The sequence below is a fragment of the Streptomyces sp. AJS327 genome (genome assembly GCF_013450295.1).
Taxonomy (GTDB): domain Bacteria; phylum Actinomycetota; class Actinomycetes; order Streptomycetales; family Streptomycetaceae; genus Streptomyces.
Genome location: NZ_SKBR01000002.1, coordinates 1,024,494 through 1,048,876, shown reverse-complemented (window position 1 = coordinate 1,048,876; position 24,383 = coordinate 1,024,494). Strand labels below are relative to the sequence as shown.

Annotated in this window: 23 protein-coding genes; 6 read left to right on the top strand and 17 right to left on the bottom strand. The window is 73.5% G+C overall.

Annotation, left to right across the window (positions count from 1 at the left end; all coding sequences use genetic code 11):
- Positions 1–20: 20 nt before the first annotated feature.
- Together E0L36_RS14200 and E0L36_RS14195 are read right to left on the bottom strand one after the other, a co-directional pair.
- On the bottom strand, positions 21–1,445 hold the full coding sequence (locus tag E0L36_RS14200) for a class I SAM-dependent RNA methyltransferase (protein WP_180929385.1): 1,425 nt from the start codon (positions 1,443–1,445) through the stop codon (positions 21–23).
- A 93-nt stretch (positions 1,446–1,538) separates the two neighbouring features.
- Positions 1,539–3,605: an APC family permease gene (locus E0L36_RS14195; protein WP_180929999.1), complete on the bottom strand. Its 2,067-nt coding sequence runs from the start codon at positions 3,603–3,605 to the stop codon at positions 1,539–1,541.
- Positions 3,606–3,688: 83 nt separating this feature from the next.
- On the opposite strand from E0L36_RS14195, the gene E0L36_RS14190 reads away from it, so the two are divergent.
- Both E0L36_RS14190 and E0L36_RS14185 read left to right on the top strand, forming a co-directional pair.
- Positions 3,689–4,360 (top strand): TrkA family potassium uptake protein, encoded by a 672-nt coding sequence (locus tag E0L36_RS14190; RefSeq protein WP_180929998.1) that lies wholly within the window; start codon positions 3,689–3,691, stop codon positions 4,358–4,360.
- Positions 4,357–5,043 carry a TrkA family potassium uptake protein gene (locus E0L36_RS14185; protein WP_180929384.1) on the top strand — a complete coding sequence of 229 codons (687 nt, stop codon included), beginning with the start codon at positions 4,357–4,359 and terminating at the stop codon, positions 5,041–5,043. The genes E0L36_RS14190 and E0L36_RS14185 overlap by 4 nt, the downstream gene beginning before the upstream one ends.
- A 105-nt stretch (positions 5,044–5,148) precedes the next feature.
- On the opposite strand, the gene E0L36_RS14180 is transcribed toward E0L36_RS14185, so the two are convergent.
- From E0L36_RS14180 to E0L36_RS14150, 7 genes are all read right to left on the bottom strand, one after another.
- Complete coding sequence (locus tag E0L36_RS14180; RefSeq protein ID WP_180929383.1) at positions 5,149–5,928, bottom strand: DUF3159 domain-containing protein; 780 nt, start codon at positions 5,926–5,928, stop codon at positions 5,149–5,151.
- 3 nt (positions 5,929–5,931) lie between these two features.
- On the bottom strand, positions 5,932–6,336 hold the full coding sequence (locus tag E0L36_RS14175; protein WP_180929382.1) for an OB-fold nucleic acid binding domain-containing protein: 405 nt from the start codon (positions 6,334–6,336) through the stop codon (positions 5,932–5,934).
- Between the two features lie 60 nt (positions 6,337–6,396).
- Entirely contained in the window at positions 6,397–7,083 is a 687-nt protein-coding gene (locus E0L36_RS14170; RefSeq protein ID WP_180929381.1) for a response regulator, read from the bottom strand.
- On the bottom strand, positions 7,058–9,745 hold the full coding sequence (locus tag E0L36_RS14165) for an ATP-binding protein (RefSeq protein WP_180929380.1): 2,688 nt from the start codon (positions 9,743–9,745) through the stop codon (positions 7,058–7,060). The genes E0L36_RS14170 and E0L36_RS14165 overlap by 26 nt, the downstream gene beginning before the upstream one ends.
- A 222-nt stretch (positions 9,746–9,967) precedes the next feature.
- Positions 9,968–10,759, bottom strand: coding sequence for a DUF3710 domain-containing protein (locus E0L36_RS14160; RefSeq protein ID WP_180929379.1), 792 nt, complete (start codon positions 10,757–10,759; stop codon positions 9,968–9,970).
- 1 nt (position 10,760) lies between these two features.
- On the bottom strand, positions 10,761–11,276 hold the full coding sequence (dut, locus tag E0L36_RS14155) for a dUTP diphosphatase (protein ID WP_180929378.1): 516 nt from the start codon (positions 11,274–11,276) through the stop codon (positions 10,761–10,763).
- Complete coding sequence (locus E0L36_RS14150) at positions 11,273–11,875, bottom strand: PaaI family thioesterase (protein WP_308416758.1); 603 nt, start codon at positions 11,873–11,875, stop codon at positions 11,273–11,275. Before E0L36_RS14150 ends, dut begins: the two co-directional genes overlap by 4 nt.
- A 58-nt stretch (positions 11,876–11,933) precedes the next feature.
- Between E0L36_RS14150 and E0L36_RS14145 the strand changes: the two genes are divergently transcribed.
- Positions 11,934–12,407 carry a DUF3093 domain-containing protein gene (locus E0L36_RS14145; RefSeq protein ID WP_180929376.1) on the top strand — a complete coding sequence of 158 codons (474 nt, stop codon included), beginning with the start codon at positions 11,934–11,936 and terminating at the stop codon, positions 12,405–12,407.
- A gap of 137 nt (positions 12,408–12,544) precedes the next feature.
- Here E0L36_RS14145 and E0L36_RS14140 read toward each other — a convergent pair whose 3' ends face one another.
- The 4 genes from E0L36_RS14140 to E0L36_RS14125 form a co-directional block, all read right to left on the bottom strand.
- Positions 12,545–13,324: a hypothetical protein gene (locus E0L36_RS14140; protein WP_308416757.1), complete on the bottom strand. Its 780-nt coding sequence runs from the start codon at positions 13,322–13,324 to the stop codon at positions 12,545–12,547.
- 13 nt (positions 13,325–13,337) lie between these two features.
- On the bottom strand, positions 13,338–13,637 hold the full coding sequence (locus E0L36_RS14135) for a DUF4193 domain-containing protein (RefSeq protein WP_180929375.1): 300 nt from the start codon (positions 13,635–13,637) through the stop codon (positions 13,338–13,340).
- Between the two features lie 644 nt (positions 13,638–14,281).
- On the bottom strand, positions 14,282–15,529 hold the full coding sequence (locus tag E0L36_RS14130; RefSeq protein WP_180929374.1) for a cell wall metabolism sensor histidine kinase WalK: 1,248 nt from the start codon (positions 15,527–15,529) through the stop codon (positions 14,282–14,284).
- A gap of 3 nt (positions 15,530–15,532) precedes the next feature.
- Positions 15,533–16,186: a response regulator transcription factor gene (locus E0L36_RS14125; protein ID WP_180929373.1), complete on the bottom strand. Its 654-nt coding sequence runs from the start codon at positions 16,184–16,186 to the stop codon at positions 15,533–15,535.
- Positions 16,187–16,566: 380 nt separating this feature from the next.
- On the opposite strand from E0L36_RS14125, the gene E0L36_RS14120 reads away from it, so the two are divergent.
- Positions 16,567–16,737 carry a hypothetical protein gene (locus E0L36_RS14120; protein WP_180929372.1) on the top strand — a complete coding sequence of 57 codons (171 nt, stop codon included), beginning with the start codon at positions 16,567–16,569 and terminating at the stop codon, positions 16,735–16,737.
- A gap of 107 nt (positions 16,738–16,844) precedes the next feature.
- Here the strand turns inward: E0L36_RS14120 and E0L36_RS14115 are convergent, their stop codons facing one another.
- Both E0L36_RS14115 and E0L36_RS14110 read right to left on the bottom strand, forming a co-directional pair.
- The gene (locus E0L36_RS14115) at positions 16,845–17,651 is read right to left on the bottom strand and encodes an inositol monophosphatase family protein (RefSeq protein ID WP_180929371.1); all 807 of its coding nucleotides are present in this window, start codon (positions 17,649–17,651) and stop codon (positions 16,845–16,847) included.
- 197 nt (positions 17,652–17,848) lie between these two features.
- Complete coding sequence (locus tag E0L36_RS14110; RefSeq protein WP_180929370.1) at positions 17,849–19,027, bottom strand: ferrochelatase; 1,179 nt, start codon at positions 19,025–19,027, stop codon at positions 17,849–17,851.
- Between the two features lie 416 nt (positions 19,028–19,443).
- Between E0L36_RS14110 and E0L36_RS14105 the strand changes: the two genes are divergently transcribed.
- Complete coding sequence (locus E0L36_RS14105) at positions 19,444–20,766, top strand: D-arabinono-1,4-lactone oxidase (RefSeq protein ID WP_180929369.1); 1,323 nt, start codon at positions 19,444–19,446, stop codon at positions 20,764–20,766.
- 87 nt (positions 20,767–20,853) lie between these two features.
- Here the strand turns inward: E0L36_RS14105 and E0L36_RS14100 are convergent, their stop codons facing one another.
- A complete protein-coding gene (locus tag E0L36_RS14100) occupies positions 20,854–21,858 on the bottom strand; it encodes a hypothetical protein (protein WP_180929368.1) in 1,005 nt (334 codons plus the stop codon).
- 440 nt (positions 21,859–22,298) lie between these two features.
- Between E0L36_RS14100 and sepH the strand changes: the two genes are divergently transcribed.
- Positions 22,299–23,387 carry a septation protein SepH gene (gene sepH / locus E0L36_RS14095; RefSeq protein ID WP_180929367.1) on the top strand — a complete coding sequence of 363 codons (1,089 nt, stop codon included), beginning with the start codon at positions 22,299–22,301 and terminating at the stop codon, positions 23,385–23,387.
- A 62-nt stretch (positions 23,388–23,449) separates the two neighbouring features.
- Here the strand turns inward: sepH and E0L36_RS14090 are convergent, their stop codons facing one another.
- Positions 23,450–24,286 (bottom strand): sulfurtransferase, encoded by an 837-nt coding sequence (locus tag E0L36_RS14090; RefSeq protein ID WP_180929366.1) that lies wholly within the window; start codon positions 24,284–24,286, stop codon positions 23,450–23,452.
- Positions 24,287–24,383: the final 97 nt, after the last annotated feature.

The window sequence follows — 24,383 nt, the reverse complement described above, 5'->3', positions numbered from 1 at the left end:
CAGCTCCCGCCAGAGGCGCGTCAGGAGCGCTTGCCGGCCGGCTCCAGGATCGCGACGCACTCCATGTGGTGCGTGACCGGGAAGAGGTCGAAGGCGCGCAGGAAGCGGGGGGAGTACCCGGCGTCCCGGAAGTACCCGAGGTCACGGGCGAGCGCGGCCGGGTCGCAGGCGACGTAGGCGACCCGGCGCGGGCCCAGACCCGCGACGTGGCGGACCAGCCGTTCCCCGGCGCCCGCCCGGGGCGGGTCCAGCACCACGATGTCGGCCTCGGTGATCCCGGTACGCGGCAGCACCGTCTCAACCCTGCCCTGCTCGACGCGGACCCGGTCGAACCCGGCGAGGTTGTGCCGCGCGTCCTCCACCGCCCGCTTCGACGCCTCGATGCCGAGTACCGCGCCCTCCCGGTCCGCGCCACCCTTACGCTTCCGTCCCGGCCCGTCCTGCCCGGCCTCGTCCCGCGGCGGGCACACCCGGTCGGCGAGCGCCCCCGCGAACAGCCCCGCGCCGCAGTACAGATCGAGCGCGGTCTCCCCGCGGCGCGGGGTCAGGCCCCGCATCACCGCGTCCACCAGCAGGTCGGCGCCCCGCTCGTGGACCTGCCAGAAGCCGCCCGCGCCCACCCGCCAGGTCCGCCCGTCCGCCCGCTCCCGGACGAAGTCCCGGCCGTGCACGCGGTGCAGCCGCCGCGCCCCGCCCTCGGGGTCGCGTCCCCGGCTCTCCTCGGCGCGCAGCACGGACACCGGGCGGTCCAGCTCCACCAGCGGGAGCCGCCCCCCGGGCCGCGGGGTCAGCACGACCTGCCGGTCGTGCGAGCCGCTGGCGGCCGTCGCGTCGATGGCGGCGATCTGCGGCCACTCCCGCCGCTCGACGCCGAGTTCGCTGACGCCGGGAGCGGCGATCAGGCAGTGGTCGACCGGCTCCACCTCGTGGGAGCGGTGCCTGCGGAACCCGGCCCGGCCCTCCTCGTCCACCGCGTAGCGGACCCGGCTGCGCCAGGCGGGCACCTCACCGGCCGCGACCTTGTCCCCCGGCACCGGCTCCACGGTGCCGTCCCACCCCGCGTCCTGGGGGGTCATCCCGGCCAGCCGGGACAGCTGCTCGGTGAGCACCTCGGCCTTGAGGCGGCGCTGGGCACCGGGTTTGACGTGCTGCCAGTCGCAGCCGCCGCAGCGGCCGGGACCGGAGAACGGGCAGGGCGCCTCGATCCGGTCCTTGGCGGGCTCCAGCACGCGCACCGCGTCGGCCCGCAGGAAGCGGGACTCGGCGTGCCCCTCGGTGACCCGGGCGACGACCCGCTCGCCGGGCAGGCTGTGGCGGACGAAAAGCACCCGGCCCTCCTCGGTGCGGGCGACGCAGTGCCCGCCGTGCGCGACGGGCCCCACCTCGACCTCGTACTCCTCGCCGACGAGGGTGGGGGCGGCGCCGGGTTCGGCTGCTTCGGGCATCGCGGGATCGCTCCAGGGGCACGGGGTGCGGAAGAGGCCAGCCGCGCGGAGTGGCGGCCGTGCGGGCCGGTGGCCGGCCGGCAGCCGCCGAGTCTACTTGCCCGCGTCCCGCCGCGTTCCGCCCACCGACCCACCCGGGGCACCGCCCGCGGGCGGCCGGGTGGGCCCACGCCGGACGGATCCGGGCGCCTCCCAGGCGGCCCGCCGCCGCGCGCGCTCCCGCGCCACCCGGGACGAGGCCAGCTGGTACGGCACCGAGGTGACCATCACCCCGGCGGTGAACAGCAGCCGCCCCTTGAGCCAGAGCGCGCTCTGGTTGTGCAGCAGCCGCTCGTACCAGCGGCCCACCACATACTCCGGGACGAACACGCTGATGACCTGGCCCGGCTCGGCGGCGCGCAGCCGCTTCACGTACTCGATGACCGGCCGGGTGATCTCCCGGTAGGGCGAGTCGAGGATGGTGAGCGGGACCTCGATGGCGTTGCGGTCCCACTCCTCGCGCAGTTGCGCGGTGTCGTCCGGGTCGACCTTGACCGTGACCGCCTCCAGGCTGTCGGCGCGCATCAGCTTGGCGTAGGCCAGCGCCCGCAGCGTCGGCTTGTGCAACCGGGAGACCAGCACGATGGAGTGCACCCGCGACGGGCGCACCGCCTTCTCGTCCTGCTCGGTGGGGGCGAGTTCGGCGGCCACCTCGTCGTGGTGGCGGCGGATGGCGGTCATCAGCGCGTAGAAGACCACCATCCCGAGCAGCGAGACCCAGGCGCCGTGCGTGAACTTGCTGCTCAGCACCACGACCAGCACCAGACCGGTGAGGCAGGCGCCGACCGCGTTGATGGCCCGGGCCCGGTGCGTCCGGCGCCGCTCGGCCGGGTCCTTCTCCTGGGGCAGCAGGGCGTTCCAGTGCCGGACCATCCCCACCTGGCTGAAGGTGAAGGAGACGAACACCCCGACGATGTACATCTGGATGAGGTGGTTGGTGTCCGCCCCGTACACCGCGACCAGCAGCCCCGCCGCCGTGGCGAGCAGCACGATGCCGTTGGAGTAGGCCAGCCGGTCGCCACGGGTGTGGAGCTGGCGCGGCAGGTAGCGGTCCTGCGCGAGGATCGCGCCGAGCAGGGGGAAGCCGTTGTAGGCGGTGTTCGCGGCGAGGAAGAGCACCAGCGCGGTGGCCGCGGCGAGGAACAGGAACAGCGGGGTGCCGTCGCCGAACACGGCGGCGGACACCTGGGAGATCACCGGCTGCTGCACGTATCCGGAACCGACCGGCTCACCGCCGGACAGCAGGTCCCGCGACGGGTCCGCCGCCAGCCTCACCCCCGAGACGAGCGCCAGCGAGACGACGCCGAGGAACATGGTGACCGCCAGCGCCCCCATGATCGCGAGAGTGGTGGCCGCGTTCCGCGCCTTCGGCTTCTGGAAGGCCGGCACCCCGTTGCTGATCGCCTCGACGCCGGTGAGCGCGGCACAGCCGGAGGAGAAGGCCCGCAGCAACAGGAAGACCATCGCGAGACCGGTCAGCCCGCCCGCGTGCTCGGCCCGGATCTCGAAGTCCGCGGTGGGCGCCCGCATCTGGTCCCCCGCCAGCAGCCGCGCCACCCCCCACAGGATCATGCCGAGCACCCCGACGAGGAAGCAGTAGGTGGGGATGGCGAACAGCACCCCGGACTCCCGCACACCCCGCAGGTTCATCAGCGTCAGCAGGACGATGACGGCGAGCGCGCAGAGCGTCTTGTGCTCCGCCACGAACGGCAGGGCCGACCCCAGGTTCTCCACCCCGGACGAGATGGAGACGGCCACCGTCAGCACGTAGTCCACCAGCAGGGCGCTGGCCACCGTCAGCGCGGACCGGCGGCCCAGGTTGGCGGAGGCGATCCGGTAGGCGCCGCCGCCGCTCGGATAGGCGCGCACGTTCTGCCGGTAGGAGGCCACGACCGTGAGCAGCAGGACGGCGACGGCCACCGCGACCCACGGGCTGAGGTGGTACGCCGACATCCCGGCGACGGACAGCACCAGCAGGATCTCGCCCGGCGCGTAGGCGACCGAGGAGAGCGGGTCGGAGGCGAAGACGGGAAGCGCGACGCGTTTGGGCAGCAGTGTCCGACCGAGCCGATCGCTGCTGAGCGCCCGTCCGATGAGCAGTCGCTTCGGGATGTCGGTCATCCGGGACACGGAAGGATCGTAGGCGGTCAGCCGTGCGATCCTGGGGACGGCGCCGCGTGGGAGACGTGGGAGAGAGGACCGACGTGCACATCGTGATCATGGGCTGCGGCCGGGTGGGGGCCGAGCTCGCGCAGACGCTGGAGCAGCAGGGTCACTCCATCACCGTCATCGACCAGGACCCCTCCGCCTTCCGGCGGCTCGGCCCGTCCTTCGGCGGCCGCAGGGTGACGGGCATCGGCTTCGACCAGGACACGCTGCGCGAGGCCGGGATCGAGGAGGCGGGGGCGTTCGCCGCCGTCAGCAGCGGGGACAACTCGAACATCATCGCGGCCCGGGTGGCGCGCGAGATGTTCGACGTCGAGCACGTGGCCGCGCGGATCTACGACCCGCGCCGGGCCGAGGTCTACCAGCGGCTGGGCATCCCCACCGTCGGCACGGTCCGCTGGGCCGCCGACCAGATGCTGCGGCGGCTGCTGCCCTCCGGCGCCGAGACGCTCTGGCACGACCCGAGCGGCGGGGTGCAACTGGCCGAGGTGCACCCGGCGGAGCGCTGGATCGGGCAGCGGATCACCACCCTCCAGGAGCAGGCGGGGGTGCGGGTCGCCTTCCTCACCCGGCTGGGCGAGGCGATCCTGCCCGGCTCCCGGACGGTGCTCCAGGACGGGGACCTGGTACACGTGATCATGCACAGTGACGAGGTGCGGCACGTCGAGGAGGTCTTCGCGACCGGTCCCGAGGAGGCGCGGTCCCGATGAGAGTCGCCATCGCGGGCGCGGGCGCCGTCGGCCGGTCGATCGCCGGTGAACTCCTGGAGAACGGCCACGAGGTGTTGCTGATCGACAAGGCGCCCACCGCCATCTCGGTCGAGCGGGTGCCGCAGGCGGAGTGGCTGCTGGCCGACGCCTGCGAGATCACCTCGCTCGACGAGGCGGCGCTGGAGCGCTGCCAGGTGGTGATCGCCGCCACCGGGGACGACAAGGCGAACCTCGTCGTCTCGCTGCTCGCGAAGACGGAGTACGGCGTGCCGAGGGTCGTCGCGCGGGTCAACCACCCCAAGAACGAGTGGCTGTTCACCGCGGCCTGGGGGGTCGACGTGGCCGTCTCCACGCCCCGGCTGATGTCGGCGCTGGTCGAGGAGGCGGTGAGCGTCGGTGACCTGGTGCGGCTGCTGCGCTTCTCGCAGGGGGACGCCAACCTCGTCGAGTTGACGCTTCCGCCCGAGGCGGCGCTGGCCGGATCGCGGGTGGGGGACGTGGCCTGGCCGGAGGACACCTCGCTGGTGACCGTCATCCGGGGCACGAGGGTCCTGACCCCCGACCCGGAGGAGACCCTGGAGGTGGGGGACGAACTGCTGATCGTGGCGGCACCGTCCCGCGAGGAGCAGCTGGAGCGGCTGCTCTCGGTCCGCGCCGACGGCGCGCGGCGCGAGGAGGACTGAGCCCGGCGCGGCGATCGGCCGGGCCGGGCGTCGCCGGAGGCGGGAGGGGCGCCCGGGGCGGGACGGAACGGCGGGGCGCCGGGCCGGGGCTCGGCGCCCCTCCCCTCAGCCTTCCCGTGCGGCCGCCTTCGCCGCCTCCTCGGCCCGCTCGCGCTCCTCCCACTCCGCGATGACGTTGATCGGCGGCGGCGCCTTCGCGAGGAAGATCCAGGTGAGGTAGACCGCCAGCAGGAACGGCGGGATCTTCAGCGCGACCGAGACCCAGCCGAACTGCGTGGTGTCACCCCAGAAGTACAGCGGGAAGAGGATCGCGCACTTCGCCAGGAGGATGCAGCCCCAGGCGTAACTGGCCTTGGTGTAGGCCTTCTTGCGGCCCGGGTTCCGGGTACGCCAGGAGAGGTTCTCCTTGAAGATCGGTCCCAGCACCAGCCCGAGCAGCGGCACCCCGGCCGCCGAGGTGATCAGGTACGCCGCGGAGAGCCCCAGGGTGTACAGCATCCCCGGGAGGTAGAAGTCCTTGGCGTCACCGGTCATCATCGCGAACAGCACGCCGAAGCCGACGCCGAAGACCCCGCTGAAGGCGTGCTTCACGGTGTCCCGGCGAATCAGCCGGACGACGGCCAGCAGGCCGGACAGCACCAGCGCGCTCAGCGCGGCCGCGTGGATCTCGTGCTGCACGGTGAAGATCGTGATGAACACCAGGCCGGGCACCGTGGTCTCCACGAGACCGCGCACCCCGCCGAACGCCTCGAAGAGCGCGGCTTCCGTGACGGCGGTGGCGTCGGCGGTCTGGTCGCCGCCGGTGCCGGGGGCGTCGCCCGGGGCGTGGGCGGCGTCGGTGCCGTCGTCCCGCTGCTCGGCCGCCGGTTTGTCGAGGGAGGTCACCCGCTACTCCTCTTCGAAGGGTCGTAGCTCGTACGTCGGATTGAAGATGACGGGGCGGCCGTGTTGCAGGGTGGTCCGCCCCCAGACGATCATCTTGCGGCCGGGCTCGACGCCCGCGATGGCGCGGCGCCCCAGCCAGACGATGTCCAGCGAGGCGGTCCCGTCGAAGAGTTCCGCCTCCAGGGTGGGCACCCCGGCCCGTGGCCGCAGGGTCACGGTGCGCAGCGTACCGGCGACGCGCACGATCTGGCGGTCGGCGCAGGCGGAGATCGGTGTGCACCCGGCGGAGCGCGCGTCCCGCCGGAGGTCGGCGGAGCGCAGCTCCTCCTCCGAGGAGGAGATCCGTTCCAGAAAGCGCCGGAAACGCCCGCCCCGCTCAGGGCGGCGCGCTCGCGTGACACCACTCATACCGGCCAGCGTACCGGTGCCCGTGACGGCCACCCGCCGAGCGGCGGCCACCGCCCCCGCTCAGCGCTCGAAGCGGTACCCCATACCGGGTTCGGTCACGAAGTGCCGGGGGTGCGAGGGGTCCGGCTCCAGCTTGCGGCGCAACTGTGCCATGTAGACGCGCAGGTAGTTGGTCTCCGTCCCGTACGACGGGCCCCACACCTCGCGCAGCAGCTGCTTCTGGCTGACCAGACGGCCGGGGTTGCGCACCAGGACCTCCAGCAGGTGCCACTCGGTGGGCGTCAGCCGCACGTCCTGGCCGTCTCGGTGGACCTTCTTCGCCCCCAGGTCGACGCTGAAGTCCCCGGCGTCGATCACCCCGGTCTCCTCGGCCGGGGAGAGCGCCGGTTCCGCTCTGCGGACCGCCGCCCGCAACCTGGCCAGCAGCTCGTCCATGCCGAACGGCTTGGTGACGTAGTCGTCGGCGCCCGCGTCCAGGGCCTCCACCTTCTCGTCCGAGGTCTGCCGGGCGGACAGCACCAGGATCGGGATGCGGGTCCAGCGCCGGATCCCGCGGATCACGTCCACGCCGTCCATGTCCGGCAGCCCCAGGTCGAGCACGACGACGTCCGGCGGGCGCTCGACCACGTGCTGGAGCGCGGCGGCACCGTCCGTGGCGGCGTCCACCTCGTACTGGCGCGCCCTGAGGTTGATCACGAGGGCGCGGACTATCTGCGGTTCGTCATCGACCACGAGCACCCGGTGCATGCGGGTTCCTCTCTCCGTCCTGGCGGTTCTGCCGGTCCTGCCAGTCCTGACGGGTTCGCCGGTCCCGGCGTTCCCCGAACTGCCGCGGGACCGGCACCGCCGCCCGCGCGGGCACCCGTGCGCGGGTGGGGAGCCGGCCGTGCGCCGCGCGGAGGGTGAGGACCATCGTCATCCCCCCGCCGGGGGTGTCCTCGGCGTCCAGCGTGCCGCCCATCGCCTCGGCGAAGCCCCGCGCTACGGCGAGACCCAGGCCCACGCCCGTGCCGCGGGGCACGTCCCCCAGCCGCTGGAACGGCTCGAAGATCCGGTCCTTCCCGCTGTCCGGCACCCCGGGGCCGCGGTCGACCACCCGGAGCTCCACCTGGTCACCGAGGGCACTGGCCTGCACCAGCACCCCCTTCCCCGGCGGGCTGTACTTGACCGCGTTCTCCACGAGGTTGGCCACCGCCCGCTCCAGCAGCCCCGGGTCCACGGCGACCAGCGGCAGCGCCTCGGCCAGCGCCAGCCGCACGCTGCCCTCGGGCACCCCGCGCAGGGCCTTCGGCACCACCTCCTCCAGGGTGATGTCCCGGATCAGCGGGGTGACGGTCCCGGTCTGGAGCCGGGACATGTCCAGCAGGTTGCCCACCAGCGCGTCCAGCCGGTCGGCGCCCTCCTCGATCGAGCGCAGCAGCTCCGCCTCGTCCTCCGCGGACCAGGTCACGTCGTCCGAACGGAGGGAGCTGACCGACGCCTTGATCGCGGCGAGCGGGGTCCGCAGATCGTGCGAGACGGCGGCGAGCAGCGCCGTGCGGATCCGGTTGCCCTCGGCCAGCTCCCGGGCGTGCTCGGCCTCGCCGAGCAGCCGCTGCCGGTCCAGCACCCCGACCGCCTGCGCCGCGAAGGCGGCCAGCACCCGGCGGTCCTCGGCGGGCAGCACCCGGCCGGAGAGCGCCAGCATCCGGTTGTCGCCCACGGGCATGTCGACCTCGCCGTCCTCCGGGCGGAGGAGCTGCTTCGCGTCCGCCGGGCCGACGCTGCCCGCGCAGGTCCAGCGTCCGGTCTCGCTCTCCCGCTCCAGCAGCGCCACGGACTCCATGCCGAAGGTCTCCCGCACCCGCTCCAGCAGCGCCTCCAGCGAGTCCTCTCCGCGCAGCACGCTGCCCGCCAGCGCGGAGAGGATCTCGGACTCGGCGCGCAGCCGGGCCGCCTGGTGCGTGCGGCGGGCCGCCACGTCCACGACGGAGGCGACGGCGACCGCGACGCCGAAGAACGCCGCGATGGACACGAGGTTGCGCGGATCGTTGGTGAAGGGGGTGCTGAACGGCTCCGTGAAGTAGAGGTTGAGCAGCACCGAGCAGACCGTGGCCGACGCCAGGGCGGGCAGCATCCCGCCCACCAGCCCGGCCGCCACGGTGAGCACCAGGAAGAGCAGCACGTCGTTGGTGAAGCCGACACGCACGCCCAGCCCGTGCAGCAGCAGGGCCAGCAGGGCGGGTCCGGCCAGCGCGGTGCACCAGCCGTTCAGGACCCGCGCGCGGCCGAGCCGGGCCCCGCTGGCCATCGGCAGGCCACGGCCCTTGGCGATCTCGTCGTGGGTGACGATGTGCACGTCCAGGTCGGGCCCCGACTCGCGGGCCACGGTGGCCCCGACGCCCGGCCCGAACACGTACTGCCAGGACTTGCGCCGGGAGGAGCCGAGGACGATCTGGGTGGCGTTCACCCCGCGCGCGAAGTCCAGCAGGGCCGCGGGGATGTCGTCCCCGATGACGTGGTGGTAGGTGCCGCCCAGGTCCTCGACCAGGGTCCGTTGGACGGCGAGTTCCTTCGGGGAGGCCGGTGTCATCCCGTCGGCGCGGGCGATGTGGACGGCGAGGATCTCGCTGCCCGAGCCCTTGGCCGCCATCCGGGAGGCACGGCGTATCAGCGTCCGCCCCTCGGGCCCGCCGGTGAGCCCCACCACGATGCGCTCCCTGGCCTGCCAGGTGGAGCGGATGCGGTGCTCGGCCCGGTAGCGCTGGAGCGACTCGTCGACCCGGTCGGCGGTCCACAGCAGCGCGAGTTCCCGCAGCGCGGTGAGGTTGCCGAGCCGGAAGTAGTTCGAGAGCGCGGCGTCGACACGGTCCGAGGAGTAGACGTTGCCGTGCGCCATGCGGCGGCGCAGCGCCTGGGGCGCCATGTCGACGAGTTCGATCTGGTCCGCGCGGCGCACCACCTCGTCCGGCACGGTCTCCCCCGGCCGGACCCCGGTGATGTTCTCCACCACGTCGCCCAGCGACTCCAGATGCTGGATGTTGACGGTCGAGAGGACGTCGATCCCGGCCGCGAGGATCTCCTCGATGTCCTGCCAGCGCCGCTCGTGGCGCGAGCCGGGCGGGTTGGCGTGCGCCAGCTCGTCCACCACCACGACGGCGGGGGCGCGGCGCAGCACCGCCTCGGTGTCCAGCTCGGCCAGCTGGGCGCCGCGATAGGTGAACCGCCGGGCGGGGATCTGCTCCAGACCGTCCAGCAGCGCGAGGGTGCGGGGCCGGTCGTAGTGCTCGACGCAGCCGACCACGACGTCCGTGCCACGCTCCAGTCGGCGATGCGCCTCCGACAGCGCCGCGAAGGTCTTGCCGACCCCGGGAGCGGCACCGAGATAGATCCGCAGCCTGCCGGGCCGCGCCTGCTGTGCTGACGCCATGCCCTCATTGTCACCGCTGCGGAGAGCGGTGCGGGCCGGACGGCCACCGGTGGGCGTCAGGGACGCGTATGGATCTTCCCCGCGACTCCCCCGCGCCCGGAATCGCAGGCCACGGGGGCGGGAGGGGCGGCCACACGGAACGCCGGATGCCCCCGCCGGGGCGGGGGCACCGGTGCCGGATGACGGCTGTGGGCGGGCCACCGGGGCGGCCCGGCCACCGGCTCAGCGGACCTCGGTGATCTCCGGTCCGCGCTGGAGCTTGTCCAGCCCGCCGGCGAAGCGCGAGCCCTCCTCGACGGTGTCCTGCTGCACCCCGTCCGGAACCATCTGCGCGTCGTCCGGAAGCTTGAGGACGATCGGGTCGCGCGGGGCCATCGGGGCGTCCCCACGCACCACCACGGTGTCCCGGAAGATCGTCTCCAGCAGTCCCGCCTTCTCCGGCTGGACCGCGCCCTGCCCGGAGATCACGCCGCGCAGGAACCAGCGCGGGCCGTCGACCCCGACGAACCGCACGACCTGCACGCCGTTGGTGCCGTCCGGCAACTGCACCGGCACCTGGGCCCGCAGCTCCCAGCCGAGGGGGCCCTCGGCCTCGTCGATCACTCCGCCCTGCTGGGTGATGCCGGACGCGATCTCCTCGCGGACCTCGTCCCAGATGCCCTCGCGCTTGGGCGCCGCGAAGCCCTGGAGCTGCACGGCGCTGTCCTGGAGCACGATGGTCGCGGCGACGATGGAGTCCCCCGCCACCTCGACCCGCAGTTCCATTCCCTCGACGCCGGGCACGTACAGGCCACCGAGATTGACGCGGCCGGTCTCGGGTTCGGAGACCTCGGAGACGTCCCAGGGGCCGTCCGGGCGCGGGGCGGGGGGCAGCTTGACGCGCTTCGCCTCACCCTCGGCCTCGACCTCGTCCGCTCCGGCGTCCCCCTCGGCGCCGTCGTCCGCTTCCGTCTCGAACTCGTCCGAGGCGCCCGGCTCAGGCTCTTCGCTCTTCTTGCGACGACGTCCGAACACGTCACTGTCCTCTCAGGTCGGAACGCTGGTCGGCGCCGACCGCAACGTAATCTTCGGGTGGTGCGGCATGGCCGCCCGTGGATCCGAAACCGCCCGCCGCCCGTGCCGAGCCGGGCAGCTCGGTCACCTCGTGGAAGCGCACCTTCTCCACCTGCTGCACAACGAGTTGGGCGATGCGGTCGAACCGCGCGAACCGTACGCTCTCGCGGGGATCGAGGTTGACCAGCACCACCTTGATCTCCCCACGGTACCCGGCGTCAATCGTCCCGGGGGCATTCACCAGGGAGACGCCGCACCGGGCCGCGAGCCCGGAACGCGGGTGCGCGAAGGCGGCGTAGCCGTCCGGCAGCGCCAGGCTGATCCCCGTCGGCAGCACCACGCGCTCCCCGGGGGCCAGTTCGGCCGCCTCGGTGGTGACCAGATCGCACCCGGCGTCACCCGGATGTGCGTACTCGGGGACCGGCACCTGCGGGTCGAGACGGCGCAGCAGCACGTCGACGGGGGGCCGCCCGCTCACGGGTTCACCTCGAAGGCGCGCGCCCGCCGCAGCTGGTCGGGGTCGTCCATGGCCGCCTTGATCTCCTCTTCCCTGCCGTGCTTCACGAAGTGCTCCACCTTGACCTCGACGAAGACGGCCGCCGCGGTCACCGCGACCGGGCCCTCGGGGCCGCCGATGCGCCCGGTGGCGGTGGAGAAGATCTTCCGCCCGGCGACGGCGGTCACCTCCGCCTCCAGGTGCAGCACCGTGTCCACCGGGACGGGCCGCACGAAGTCGGTCTCCAGCCGCCGGGTGACCGCGATGGTCTGCATCAGCCAGTTCAGCGAGCCGAGTGTCTCGTCCAGCGCGGTGGCCAGCACACCGCCGTGCGCCAGCCCGGGCGCCCCCTGGTGCGCGGGCTTGACGGTGAACTCGGCGGTGACGTTCACGCCGTCTCCCGCGCGGGCCTCCAGGTGCAGCCCGTGCTGCTGGCCGTGGCCGCAGCCGAAGCACAGCTCGTAGTGCGCTCCGATCAGCTCCCCGGGCTGGGGAGCGTCAGGATGGCGCACCGGCGCGGTCGCACCCTCCGGGGGCGCCAGCGAGGTGTGGCGGGTCTTCGATGGTTCGGCAGCACTCACGTGAGCAGAGCCTACCGGGGGCGTCGAGCACGGAACGCGGCGTGCCAGGCTTGGAGCCATGGTGACCCGGGTTCAGTACGACGAACATCTGACCGCGCCCCGCAGCTGGTGGCTGATCGCCGCCGGACTGGGCCTCAGCGCGGGGCTGATGCTGCTGCCCATCGGGCCGCTCGCGATGCTCGGCGGGATGGTGGTGGGCGGGGCGCTCGCCGCGGCCGGTGTGAGCGCGTACGGCTCGGTGCGGGTGCGGGTGATCGCGGGATCCCTGGTGGCGGGCGGCGCCCGGATCCCGCTCAGCGCGCTCGGTGAGGCGGAGGCGCTGGACGCGGAGCAGGCCCGCGCCTGGCGGACCCACAAGGCCGACCCGCGAGCGCACATGGTGCTGCGCGCCTACGTGCCGACGGCGCTCCGGGTGCGGATCACCGACCCCGACGACCCGACGCCGTACCTCTACGTCTCCACGCGCGATCCGGAGGGCCTCCTGGCCGCGCTCCGGGCGGCGCGTGCGGAGGCCGCCGACGGCGAGCGCTGAACCCTGGGCCAGCGCCCGGTCCGTACGGCCGGGGCGGGCGGGGCGCGGCGACGGTGCGAAGGGGCGCGGGGCAGCCACGGGAGGATGCGGGGTGCCGCGGACGACGCCGCGGGATCCGGCGGGCGGGGGGCTGACGGTCAGCCGCGGAAGGGGTGTCTCAGCGACCGCGCGGCGCGCGGGCTCTGCCGGGGGACGCGGGGTTCGTCGAGGTCCAGGGGGCCGGGGCTGTCGAGCCGCCGGGTACGCAGGTCCGAGCGGACCCGGTGCGCGACCTTTCTGGTGTCGCGCCGGTTCATGGTCGCCCCCACCGCCGCACCGACCAGGAACGGCGTGAGGTTGGGGAGGTTGCGCACGGTGCGCTTCATGATCTGCTGCCGGAGCTCCCGCTTGGCGGGACCACCGAGGGCCGAGCTGAGCGTCGACGGGCGGACCACGTCGATCCCGCGCTCCGAACTCCAGGCTCCGAGGTAGGCCATGGCCCGCTGCCGGGCGTCTCCCGGAGCCGGGCAGCCGTAGATCTCGTGCAGCTCGGCGATGAGCTTCAGCTCGACCGAGGCGACGCCGACGATCTCCGTCGCCAGCTCGGCCGGCATCGCGGGCGGTACGGGAAGCATCGCGGCGGCGCCCACCCCAGCGCCCACCACGGCGGATCCCCTCATCGCTCCCGCCGTCAGCCGGTCCGCGATCTGCTCGGTGCCGAGCCCGGGGAACTGCCGCCGCAGCGTCTCCGCGTCCCGCACCGGGATCCGGGGGCCCACGTCGATGACCCGCTCGGCGACCACGCCGAGGAAGTCCCGCACGGCCCGGCGCCGCTCCGGAGCCTCGTGGGGAACACGAGGCTCCCGGGCAAAGCGCCTGAGCGAGGCCGCCCGTTTCCTAGGGCCTCGCTCAGCGTCACGTGCGTCCTCGGCCGCCACCCGGCGACGCCGCTCAGGCCGCGCAGTCGCGGCAGATCGGCTGGCCGTTCTTCTCGTCGGCCAGCTGCGAGCGGTGGTGCACCAGGAAGCAGCTCATGCACGTGAACTCGTCCTGCTGCCGGGGCAGCACCCGGACCGACAGTTCCTCGTTGGAGAGGTCCGCGCCCGGCAGCTCCATGCCCTCGGCCTGCTCGAACTCGTCCACGTCGACATTGGACGCGGACTTGTCGTTCCGGCGGGCCTTCAGCTCTTCGATGCTGTCTTCGTTGGCGTCGTCGTCGGTCTTGCGTGGGGTGTCGTAATCCGTTGCCATGTCGCTCTCCCCCTCTGGGTATCTGCGGTGTCTCCAGCGCACGTAACGCATGAGAGGCCGGGCTTGTGCCCGACCCGAGGCGGAGATTTTGCCTCACATCAAGGTCTGTTACTCAATCGACACCCAACCGCACCCCTGAAGAGGTGATCGCGGCGGCTGCCGAGGAGGACCTTAGACGGTCCCGAGTAGCGCTTCGGCACGCCATCCGGGGTACTGCCCACGATCTCCACCAGCGGAAACCTGGATTTTCCCGGATTTCCTCAGGTCCGGGCCACCGAGTGCGCAGACCCACGAAACCGGATGTGTGATCCATCACAGCACCCGGCAGGCGGTCCGTGCGAAGCCCGGCGATCCGGCTGATCCGTCCTCCTTCCCCAGATAACCGGTCAACCGCGAAGAACAGCAGAAACACAGAGAACGCCGGGAACGCGGAGAACACGGAAAACCGGATGGAACCGGGTAACCCCGGATAAACCCGAGGTAAACCGATGGATCCGAAGGAAGTCGGCTTGGTGGCCACGAACCGTACCGCATCCCCGCCAACCACCCCAGGGAAATCGTTCCGCGATAAGCGAACAGGCGCGCGAGGGTCTCACCGCTCCGTGGAACCGGACCCGGTCACCCCGGGTAACCCGGCCGCCACCTCACACCGGCAGCACCACCCGGACCACGAGGCCGCCCTCCTCCCGGGGCTCGGCGCGGACGCTGCCCCCGTGCGCGCGGGCCACCGAGCGCACGATCGACAGTCCGAGGCCCACGCCCTTGTCACTGCCGGTCCGCTCGGTGCGCAGCCGCCGGAACGGCTCGAAGAGGTTATCCACCTCGTACGCGGGAACGACCGGTCCGGTGTTCGCTACGGTGAGTACCGCCTGCCCGGGGCGGGACTCCGTACCGACCTCGACCCAGCCGTCCTCCGGGACGTTGTAACGGACGGCGTTCTGCACCAGGTTCAGCGCCACCCGCTCCAGCAGCACCCCGTTGCCCTGCACCACGGCGGGGCTCCGCTCCCCCCGCAGCTCCACGCCCTTGCCGTTCGCCTCGGTCCGCCCTTGCTCGACGGCGCGCGCGGCGACCTCCGCCAGGTCCACGGGCTTGCGGTCGACGATCTCGTTGTCGCTGCGGGCGAGCAGCAGCAGCCCCTCCACCAGCTCCTCGCTCCGCTCGTTCGTCGCGAGCAGCGTCTTGGCGAGCTGCTGCACCTCGGGGGACGCCCCGGGGTCGGAGAGCTGCACCTCCAGCAGGGTCCGGTTGATCGCGAGCGGGGTGCGCAGCTCGTGTGAGGCGTTGCCGACGAACCGCTGCTGGGCGGTGAAGGCCCGCTCCAGCCGGTCGAGCATGTCGTCGAAGGTGTCCGACAGCTCCCGGAGCTCGTCGTCCGGACCCTCCAGCTCGATCCGTTTGTGCAGGTCCGAGCCAGCGACCTGGCGCGCGGTGCGGGTGATCCGGCCGAGCGGGGACAGCACCCGCCCGGCCATCACGTAGCCGAAGGCGAAGGCCGCCACCGCCAGGCCCAGCAACGCCAGCAGCGAGCGCCGCAACAGGGTGTCCAGCGCGCTGGCCCGCTGCGCGTCCACACAGTCGCTCAGCCGCTCGGTGAACTCCTGGGTCTCCATCGTCCCGCTCAGGCCGGGGCAGCTCTGCGAGGTCAGCTCGCCCCGAACGTCCACGATCCGGAACGGCAGGGAGCTGACGTCCCGCAGGGCCTGGGCGGCCAGCAGGTAGATGATCGTGAGCAGGACCATCCCGGCGATCAGGAACATCCCGCCGTAGAGCAGGGTGAGCCGTATCCGGATGGTGGGCCGCAGCCAGGGGTAGGGGCGCGCGGGCTCACGCGGGTCCCAGGTGGGTTTGGGCGGCGCCTGGGCGCCCGGGCCGGTGGGAGAGGCGGCCATCGCTCAGATCCGGTATCCGGCACCGGGCACGGTGACGATGACGGCGGGCTCACCCAGCTTGCGCCGGAGCGTCATGACGGTCACCCGCACGACGTTGGTGAAGGGGTCGGTGTTCTCGTCCCACGCCTTCTCCAGCAGCTGCTCGGCCGAGACAACGGTGCCCTCGCTGCGCAGCAGCACCTCCAGCACCGCGAACTCCTTGGGAGCGAGCTGGATCTGCCGGCCGTCCCGGAAGACCTCGCGCCGCCCCGGGTCGAGCCGGATGCCGGAGCGCTCCAGCACCGGCGGCAGCGCCGAGGTCGAGCGGCGGCCCAGTGCCCGCACCCGCGCGGTCAGCTCGGCGAAGGCGAACGGCTTCGGCAGGTAGTCGTCGGCGCCGATCTCCAGCCCCTCGACGCGGTCGTTCACGTCCCCCGAGGCGGTCAGCATCAGCACCCGCGTGGGCAGGCCCAGGCCAACGATCTCCCGGCAGACGTCGTCGCCGTGCACCAGGGGGAGGTCACGGTCGAGGACGACCACGTCGTAGTCGTTCACGCTGACGCGCTCCTGGGCCGCCGCGCCGTCGTACACCACGTCGACGGCCATGGCCTCCCTGCGGAGGCCCGTCGCCACCGCGTCGGCGAGCAGTTGCTCGTCCTCGACGACGAGTACGCGCACAGCGCTGTCCTTCCTCGATAGGGGTTACGGGCACGGCGGCCGCCCCGTGCGGAACGGCCCGTGGACCGGTCCGGGCGGGGCGCGCCCCAGGAGGCCCCGGCAGATCGGGACGCTCCCCCGGCTCATCGTCCCCATCCTCCCCCGAGCGCCGGTAAACCGGCGGTAAGCGGGAGATGACGCCCGGGGGAGCCCGATTTTCGCGGGGCCCTGAGGTTTCCCTGAGGGTTCGGCTGGGGAGGACGAGTGACACACTTCCGATCACACCCTGTGCGCGGCAAGCCACGGGCTGCCGACCAGCCAGGGCAGGGGTGAGGGTCGGAGCCGCTCAGTCAACCCCCGGCACACCCCCGTGCCACCGACCCTTGACGAGGGGGCACACCATGGACGCGTTCACCGCTGGACTGCTACAGCGCATACAGAGCACCGAGTCCGACCTGCACCGGGCCCGCGAGTCGGGCGACGACTTCCTGGCGGAGGTCGAGCAGGCGGAGCTGGAGGACCTGCACCGCCTCGCGGCCGAACACGGCGTCGAGGTACCGGCCTCGGCCTGACCCCGACCCCACCGCGACGCCCGCACCCGATGAGCCCCCGGGAACTCCCCGGGGGCTCGGTGTCTGTCCGGCGGGACGCACCAGGCCGTCCCGTCCGGCCGACGGGCTCAGTCGTGCCAGGCCCCGAGCCCGTCCACCAGCGGCTGGAGTTCGGCGAAGACGCCGGGCGAACCGGCCACCGTCAGCTCCTCCCCCGGCGCCTGCCCCGGCCGCCCCCCACTCCGTCCGCCCGCCTCCCGGACGATCAGGTCGCCCGCGGCGAAGTCCCACAGATGCAGCCCCCGTTCGTAGAGCCCGTCCAGCCGTCCCGCCGCGAGGTCGCAGAGGTCGACGGCGACCGAACCGGAGCGCCGCACGTCACGGACGCGGGGCAACAGCTGGCGCACCACCTCCGCCTGGGCCGCGCGCTGCTCGGTGACGTAGCTGAAGCCCGTCGCTATCAGCGCCTGCTCCAGCGGCGGGGCGGGGCGCACCCGGAGCGGGGTGTCGCCGCGGAAGGCGCCCCCACCGAGGGTGGCGTGGAAGGTCTCACCGCGCGTCGGTACCTCGACCACCCCGGCGACAACCTCGCCGTGGTGGGCGGCGGCGATGGACACCGCCCAACTGGGGAGCCCGTAGAGGTAGTTCACGGTGCCGTCGATGGGGTCGATGATCCACCGCACCCCGGAGCTGCCCTCGGTGGAGGCCCCCTCCTCGCCCAGGAAACCGTCGTCCGGGCGGTGCTCGCGCAGGAAGTCGGTGATCAGCTTCTCCGAGGCGATGTCCATCTCGGTGACGACGTCGATCGGGCTGGACTTGGTGGCCGCCACCCCGAGGTCGTCGGGGCGGCCGTCACACAGGAAGGTCCCGGCCCGCCGGGCGGCCTCCCTGGCGAGGTCGAGGAGTTGGTCCTTGAGGTCCGGCTGGTCGGTCACGGGTCTGTCGCTCCTCGCGTGGTGCTTCGCTTCGGTGCCGCGCGATCCGGCGGCACCCGTTTCGTCAGTTCTCTTCAGCGTTCGCCTGCGTTTGTTGATACTTGTCGGCGCTCGCCGGCGCTGGGCAGCCTTCTCGGTGGGCGCCGGTGGGCGCCGGCCTTCGGTCGTGTGCGGGGCGTGCGCCGGGCGCTCCGGCACTAACCGGCACCGAACTCCGGGGCGTCCGCCCCCGCGGCCGCGGGACGGGGGGTGCGGGCGGGACAGCAGCCGACGGGACACAGGTCGTGGCTGGGGCCGAGCCCGCCGAGGGCCCGGCGCTCGGGCGCCGCGCCCCGCTCGGTGGCCGCCCGTTCCAGCACGAGGTCGCGGAGTCCGGCGACGAACCGCGGGTCGTGCCCCACGGTCGCCGAGCGAGCGATCGGCAGGCCCAGTTCCGCGGCGGTGTCCCGGGCCTCCGTGTCGAGGTCGTAGAGCACCTCCATGTGGTCGGAGACGAAACCGATCGGGACCAGCACGGCCGCGGGGGCGCCCTCCCGGCTCAGCGCCGTCAGATGGTCCGAGACGTCCGGTTCCAGCCAGGGCATCTCCGGGGGGCCGCTGCGTGACTGGTACACCAGCCGCCAGGAGCGTTCGGTCCCGGTGCGCTCCGCCACGGCGGCGGCGATCAGCCGGGCCACGTCGAGGTGTTCGGCGACGTAGGCGCCACCGGGGCCGTGTGCGCACGGTGGCCCCGAGGTGTCGGCGGCGGCGGCCGGGATGGAGTGGGTGGTGAAGGCCAGGTGCGCGCCGCCCCTGACCTCCCCGGGCAGCTCGGCGAGCGCGGCGAGCACCCCGTCGGCCATGGGCTCGACGAAGCCCGGGTGGTTGAAGTAATGCCGCAGCTTGTCGACCCGCGGCGGGCGCAGCCCCTCGGCCGCCAGCTCGGCCTGTGCCTCGGCGAGGTTCTCGCGGTACTGACGGCAGCCGGAGTAGGAGGCGTAGGCGCTGGTGGCGAGCGTCAGGACGCGGCGGTGGCCGTCCCGGGTCAGCGCACGGAGGGTGTCGCGCAGGTACGGCGCCCAGTTCCGGTTCCCCCAGTACACCGGCAGGTCGAGGCCGTGCGCGGCGAAGTCGGCGCGCAGCGCCGCCAGCAGTTCGCGGTTCTGCGCGTTGAGGGGGCTGACACCGCCGAAGCGGAAGTAGTGCTGGCCGACCTCCTCCAGACGTTCCCGGGGGATGCCCCGGCCACGGGTGACGTTCTCCAGGAACGGCACCACGTCGTCCGGGCCCTCCGGGCCGCCGAAGGACAGGAGCAGCAGGGCGTCGTAGGGGGCGGTGGCCTGCTGGCCGGTGCGCCCCGGTTCCACGGGGTCTGGCGTGACGAGCGGGTCGGGCATGTCCCCGATCCTCCCACTCGGCCGTGGCGCGCGCCGGAGGGCTCCCGCGAATCCGGAGCGCGGCGGAGGCACGGGCGGGGCGCGCACCGCGCGGGCCCGCCGTACGCCCGGTAGGGGTGCGCGAGTATCATCCGGTTTCGCCAGGGGTTCCGGTGGCCACGCGTCGTCGCACGGCGGGGCGGAACGCCTCGGATCCCGTCCGCACTGACGGACCGGGTCTGAACCGAGCCCGGGCTACGGTACCCGCCAGCCGTGCGCCGCGGGCCGGGAACCCGCGCGGCGCACCGCCTGGGCGGTACCGGGCCGGGCCGCCGCCGGAGGTGGCCGGGAAACGGCGGATCGGGGGCGCACCGGCCGTCGCGGGACGGCGACCGCGAGGCGTCCGGGAGGACGCGGCTACCAGGGGAGGCGGCAGGGTGACCACGAGCGCACCGGCGGGCCAGGGGAACACGTGGCGGAACTGGGCGGGGAACGTGCGGGTCTCCCCCACCCGAACCGTCGCGCCGTCCTGCACGGCGGCGCTGTCCGAGGTGGTGCGCCGGGCCGCCGAGGAGGGGCTGCGGGTGAAGGCGGTCGGGACCGGCCACTCCTTCACCACCGTCGCCGCCACGGACGGGGTGCTGGTCCGCCCGGAGCGGCTGTGCGGGGTGCGCACCATCGATCGCGCGGCGGGCACCGTGTCGGTCGCCGCGGGGACGCCGCTCAAGCAGCTGAACCAGACGCTGGCCCGGGAGGGCCTGTCGCTGGCCAACATGGGCGACATCATGGAGCAGACCGTCTCGGGTGCCGTCAGCACCGGGACCCACGGCACCGGGCGGGAGCTGGCCGGGCTGGCGGCCCAGGTCGTCGCCCTCGAACTGGTCCTGGCCGACGGGTCGGTGCTCCGCTGTTCCGCGGAGGAGCACCCGGAGGTCTTCGCGGCGGCCCGGCTGGGCCTCGGAGCGCTCGGTGTGCTGAGCGAGGTGACCTTCGCCGTGGAGCCGGAGTTCCTGCTCACCGCGCGCGAGGAGCCGATGCCGCTCGACTGGGTCCTGGCCGAGTTCGACCAACTAGCGGCTGAGAACGAGCACTTCGAGTTCTACTGGTTTCCGCACACTGCCTCGTGCACCACCAAGCGGAACAACCGCAGCCCCGGCCCCGCCCGCCCACTGCCCCGGATACGCGGCTGGATGGACGACGAGCTGCTGTCCAACGGCGCCTTCCGGGCCATCTGCGCGCTCGGCCGGGCGGCCCCCGCCACGGTCCCGGCCACGGCCCGGCTGTCCAGCAGGGCGCTCTCCTCCCGGACCTATACCGACATCCCGTACAAGGTGTTCACCAGCCCCCGCCGGGTGCGGTTCCTGGAGATGGAGTATGCGCTGCCCCGCACCGCCGCCCTGGAGGCCCTGCGGGAGCTGCGGACGGCGGTGGACCGCTCCGGGCTTCCCGTCGGCTTCCCCGTCGAGGTGCGAACGGCGCCCGGCGACGACCTCCCGCTGTCCACCGCGAGCGGCCGCGACACCGTGTACCTCGCGGCCCATCTGTACCGGGGCACACCCCACCGGCGGTACTTCACCCTGGTGGAGCGGATCATGACGGCGTACGAGGGGCGGCCCCACTGGGGGAAGCTGCACACCCGGGACGCGGGGTACCTCGCCGGGGTCTACCCCCGATTCGCCGAGTTCCTGGCCGTACGCGACCGGCTGGACCCGGACCGGGTCTTCGGCAACGACTACCTCCGTCGCGTCCTCGGCTCCTGACGGCGCCCGCCGCCCTACGGGCGGCCGGTCCCGCCCCTCCCCCCTCGGGGACGGACGGGACCGGGGACGGGTTCGCGGTGGAGCCGCTCAGCCGGTTCCGGGGAGCGCGTCGCGCTGTTGCAGGCCGCCGTCCGGCGAACCGGTGAAGCCCTCGGCGTCCTCCGGAACGGAGCCGTCCCCCTCCGGGGTGGCCGGACCGCTGGGGACCGCACCCTCTTCCGGCTGTGTGCTGGGACCGCCCCGGCCCGGCGACGGGGCGTCGCCGCCTCCGGAGGGGGCCTCCGGTCCGGTGGGGGTCGGCACCGGAGCGGGGCTGCCGTCGGTGTCGTCCCCGGTCTCCGGTGTCCCGTCGGTCTCGTCGCCCTCGCGTGGATCGGAGCCGTCCTGGTCACCGGACTCGCCGGGGGTGGGCGTCGGGGTGGTGTCCGGTGCCGAGTCCCCCGAGCCGCCGAAGACGCTGCCGATCGAGGTGCCCCGGCCGCCGGAGACGCTGTTGCCGGAGAGCGCCTCGTAGAGCGTGATCCCGCCGATGGCGAGGACGAAGACGAGCAGCGCGGGGAGCAGGGTGCGCCGCCAGCCGCGCCAGCGGGTGCCGTGTGTGGTCGCCGCGGTGAACTCGCCGTCCGGGGCGCCGGAGCCGCTCCACGGGTCACCGCCGGTCCCGGGCTCCCCGGAGACCGGCGTCAGCAGCCGGGTGGCGGCGGGGTCGTCGGCGGTGGGCGGCCGGCGGGTCGCGTCGCCGGACGGTCCCGGCGGCGCCCCGGCGGGCCGCCGTGTGAGGCCGCCGGGGTTCGGCGGGGTCCCGGCCGGTCCCGGCGTGCGGGTCTTGGCCTGGACCGTGGCCTCCTTGATCTGGGTTCCGGTGCGGTGGAAGAAGTGCTGGAAGACGGGACCACCGCTGGTGACCACCAGGCTCATCACCCCGGCGCCGATGAAGGTGCCGTAGACGCCGAGACCACCGGCCAGGACCGCGGCGATCACCGCGGCCACCGCGCTCCCCAGTACCTGGGCGACGCTCAGTTCGATCCGCTTGTTCTTCTTCTCGCTCCCGTCCTGCTCTTCTTCGGTACTGGATATGTCTTTCTCGCCCATGAACAGCCCTCAATCGCACACTGCCGACCACTGTGCCTGATAGATGGACATTCCGGCGAAAGGGATAGTTCCACTTCTCCGTGATCTGTGACTCATCCCACCCCCGTACGCTGGGCGGATACGCGATCTTGACGTCAACTCCCTTACCTGGGGGCAACTTCGGCGGCGCGGCGGTCCACCCGGATGGCCCTAATGGAGTAGTGTGACCAGCCCTGGCCCCAACCCTGGAACGACGCGGGTGACACCCGGCGATCAAGGAGATCCCGCAGATCACCGGGCGTTACACGGAGGCAGCCGTGGCGTCACCACCGCCACGGGAACCGCCCCCGCGCGTCATGCGAGTCGACAAGGTTGTGGCAGGCTGCGCCCGGGCAGGCCACACTCGTCCAAAGGGAGCAGCGACGCACGTGACGTCGGCAGGCACCATCCGGGAGGTCCCCATGCCCGAACTGCGTGTCGTGGCCGTCAGCAACGACGGCACACGACTGGTGCTCAAGGCTGCCGACAGCACGGAATACACACTTCCGATTGACGAGCGGCTGCGCGCCGCCGTGCGCAACGACCGCGCGCGGCTCGGCCAGATCGAGATCGAGGTCGAGAGCCATCTGCGGCCCCGGGACATCCAGGCCCGGATACGAGCCGGTGCCTCCGCCGAGGAGGTGGCCCAGCTCGCCGGTATCCCCGTCGACCGGGTGCGCCGGTTCGAGGGCCCGGTGCTGGCCGAGCGCGCCTTCATGGCGGAGCGGGCCCGGAAGACACCCGTGCGCCGCCCCGGGGAGAACACCGGCCCGCAGCTCGGCGAGGCCGTCGCGGATCGGCTGTTGCTGCGCGGCGCCGACAAGGACTCCACGCACTGGGACTCCTGGCGGCGGGACGACGGCACCTGGGAGGTGCTGCTCGCCTACCGCGTGGCCGGTCACCCGCACTCGGCGACCTGGACCTACGACCCCCCGCGCCGTCTCGTGCAGGCGGTGGACGAGGAAGCCCGGTCGTTGGTCGGGGAGTCCGACGACACCCCGGAGCCCAGCTTCCCCTTCGTCCCGCGTATCGCCCGGCTGCCGCGCGAGCGCCCCGACCGCACAGAGCGGAGCGAACCGGAGCCCGCCGCCCTCGCCCCCGCGAGCCCGTACGACGGCGAGGAGCAGCCGGCCGCCGACGGCCGCCCCGGCGAGAGCGACTCGCTGACCAGCCTGCTGGAGGCGGTGCCGAGCTTCCGGGGCGACATGGTGGTGCCGGAGCCCTCCCCGCCCTCCCCGGTGCGCCCGGGGGGCGAGCCGGAGGCGAAGCCGGAGCCGCCGCCCGCCGCGGCCGAGGAGGAGCCGGAGACGGAAGAGCCACCGGCGCCCGCGGCCAGCGCCGGATCGGCCTACGCGGACGTGCTGATGCCGCGTTCGGTCAACTCGCACCGCGACCGGCTGAAGGGCACCACCGACCGGCAGGCCGAGGCGGACGGCGTCCGGCCCGGTCGCCGCGCCGCGGTGCCGAGCTGGGACGAGATCGTCTTCGGCACCCGGCGGAAGAAGGAGTGAGTCCGGGGCCGGTGCCCGCCTCGCGGGTACCGGCCCCGGATCGTCCCGCGGCCCGGCGGTCGTCAGCCCGGTTCGGGTCCGGTGGCCACCGGACGCTCCGGGTCGGCCGTCCACTCGCTCCAGGAACCGGCGTAGAGCGCGGCGTCCACGCCCGTCTCAGCCAGCGCCAGCACCTCCTGGGCGGCCGAGACGCCCGAGCCGCAGTAGACGCCCACCGCCACTCCTGGGCGCACGCCCAACGCGGCGAACCGCTCGGTGAGTTCGCCGGTGGGGCGGAGGGTTCCGGAGGCGGTGAGGTTCCCGGTGGTCGGGGCGGAGACGGCGCCGGGGATGTGCCCGCCCACCGGGTCGACGGGCTCCACCTCCCCCCGGTAGCGCTCCGCGGCGCGGGCGTCGAGCAGCAGCCCGTCCCGGGCGAGCGCGGCAGCACCCTCGGCGTCGAGCAGCCGGAGGGGCCCGGCGTCGGCGACTGGCCGGAAGTCGCCCTCGGGTACCGACTCGCTTCCGGCGCTGAGCGGCCCCGTCCAGGCGGCGAGCCCCCCGTCCAGCACCCGTACGTCCCGGTGGCCGGTCCAGCGCAGCAGCCACCAGGCGCGGGCCGCCGCCCAGCCCCGCCCGCCGTCGTGGACGACCACCGGACGGTCGGCGGAGACTCCGGCGCGGCGCATGGCGGCGCCGAAGACCTCAAGGTCGGGCAGCGGATGCCGTCCCGTTCCCGGCCCGGTGGGCCCGGACAGTTCGGTGTCGAGATCGACGTAGACCGCGCCGGGCAGATGGCCCCGTTCGTACGCGGGGCGGCCCGGGGGCCCGCCCAACTCCCAGCGCACGTCGAGGAGTGACGGCGGATCCGCCGAGGCCATGTCGCGCACGAGTTCGGTCACGGAGATGAGGGCTGTCATGGACGTCATCCTGCCCCAGTCCGGCGCCCGTCGCGTACCCACGCCGCTTCAGCCATTCTCGCGTGCGAAGGCGAGAAGGCGGCGCGGCCGGGGCACA

Coding starts and splice junctions, on each gene's coding strand:
- E0L36_RS14135 (WP_180929375.1), bottom strand. CDS start 13,637: ATGGCAACGGATTACGACACCCCACGCAAGACCGACGACGACGCCAAC.
- E0L36_RS14175 (WP_180929382.1), bottom strand. CDS start 6,336: ATGAGTGGTGTCACGCGAGCGCGCCGCCCTGAGCGGGGCGGGCGTTTC.
- E0L36_RS14110 (WP_180929370.1), bottom strand. CDS start 19,027: ATGCCCGACCCGCTCGTCACGCCAGACCCCGTGGAACCGGGGCGCACC.
- E0L36_RS14130 (WP_180929374.1), bottom strand. CDS start 15,529: ATGGCCGCCTCTCCCACCGGCCCGGGCGCCCAGGCGCCGCCCAAACCC.
- E0L36_RS14090 (WP_180929366.1), bottom strand. CDS start 24,286: ATGACAGCCCTCATCTCCGTGACCGAACTCGTGCGCGACATGGCCTCG.
- E0L36_RS14170 (WP_180929381.1), bottom strand. CDS start 7,083: ATGCACCGGGTGCTCGTGGTCGATGACGAACCGCAGATAGTCCGCGCC.
- E0L36_RS14165 (WP_180929380.1), bottom strand. CDS start 9,745: ATGGCGTCAGCACAGCAGGCGCGGCCCGGCAGGCTGCGGATCTATCTC.
- E0L36_RS14145 (WP_180929376.1), top strand. CDS start 11,934: ATGGTGACCCGGGTTCAGTACGACGAACATCTGACCGCGCCCCGCAGC.
- E0L36_RS14100 (WP_180929368.1), bottom strand. CDS start 21,858: ATGGGCGAGAAAGACATATCCAGTACCGAAGAAGAGCAGGACGGGAGC.
- E0L36_RS14195 (WP_180929999.1), bottom strand. CDS start 3,605: ATGACCGACATCCCGAAGCGACTGCTCATCGGACGGGCGCTCAGCAGC.
- sepH (WP_180929367.1), top strand. CDS start 22,299: ATGCCCGAACTGCGTGTCGTGGCCGTCAGCAACGACGGCACACGACTG.
- E0L36_RS14185 (WP_180929384.1), top strand. CDS start 4,357: ATGAGAGTCGCCATCGCGGGCGCGGGCGCCGTCGGCCGGTCGATCGCC.
- E0L36_RS14120 (WP_180929372.1), top strand. CDS start 16,567: ATGGACGCGTTCACCGCTGGACTGCTACAGCGCATACAGAGCACCGAG.
- E0L36_RS14200 (WP_180929385.1), bottom strand. CDS start 1,445: ATGCCCGAAGCAGCCGAACCCGGCGCCGCCCCCACCCTCGTCGGCGAG.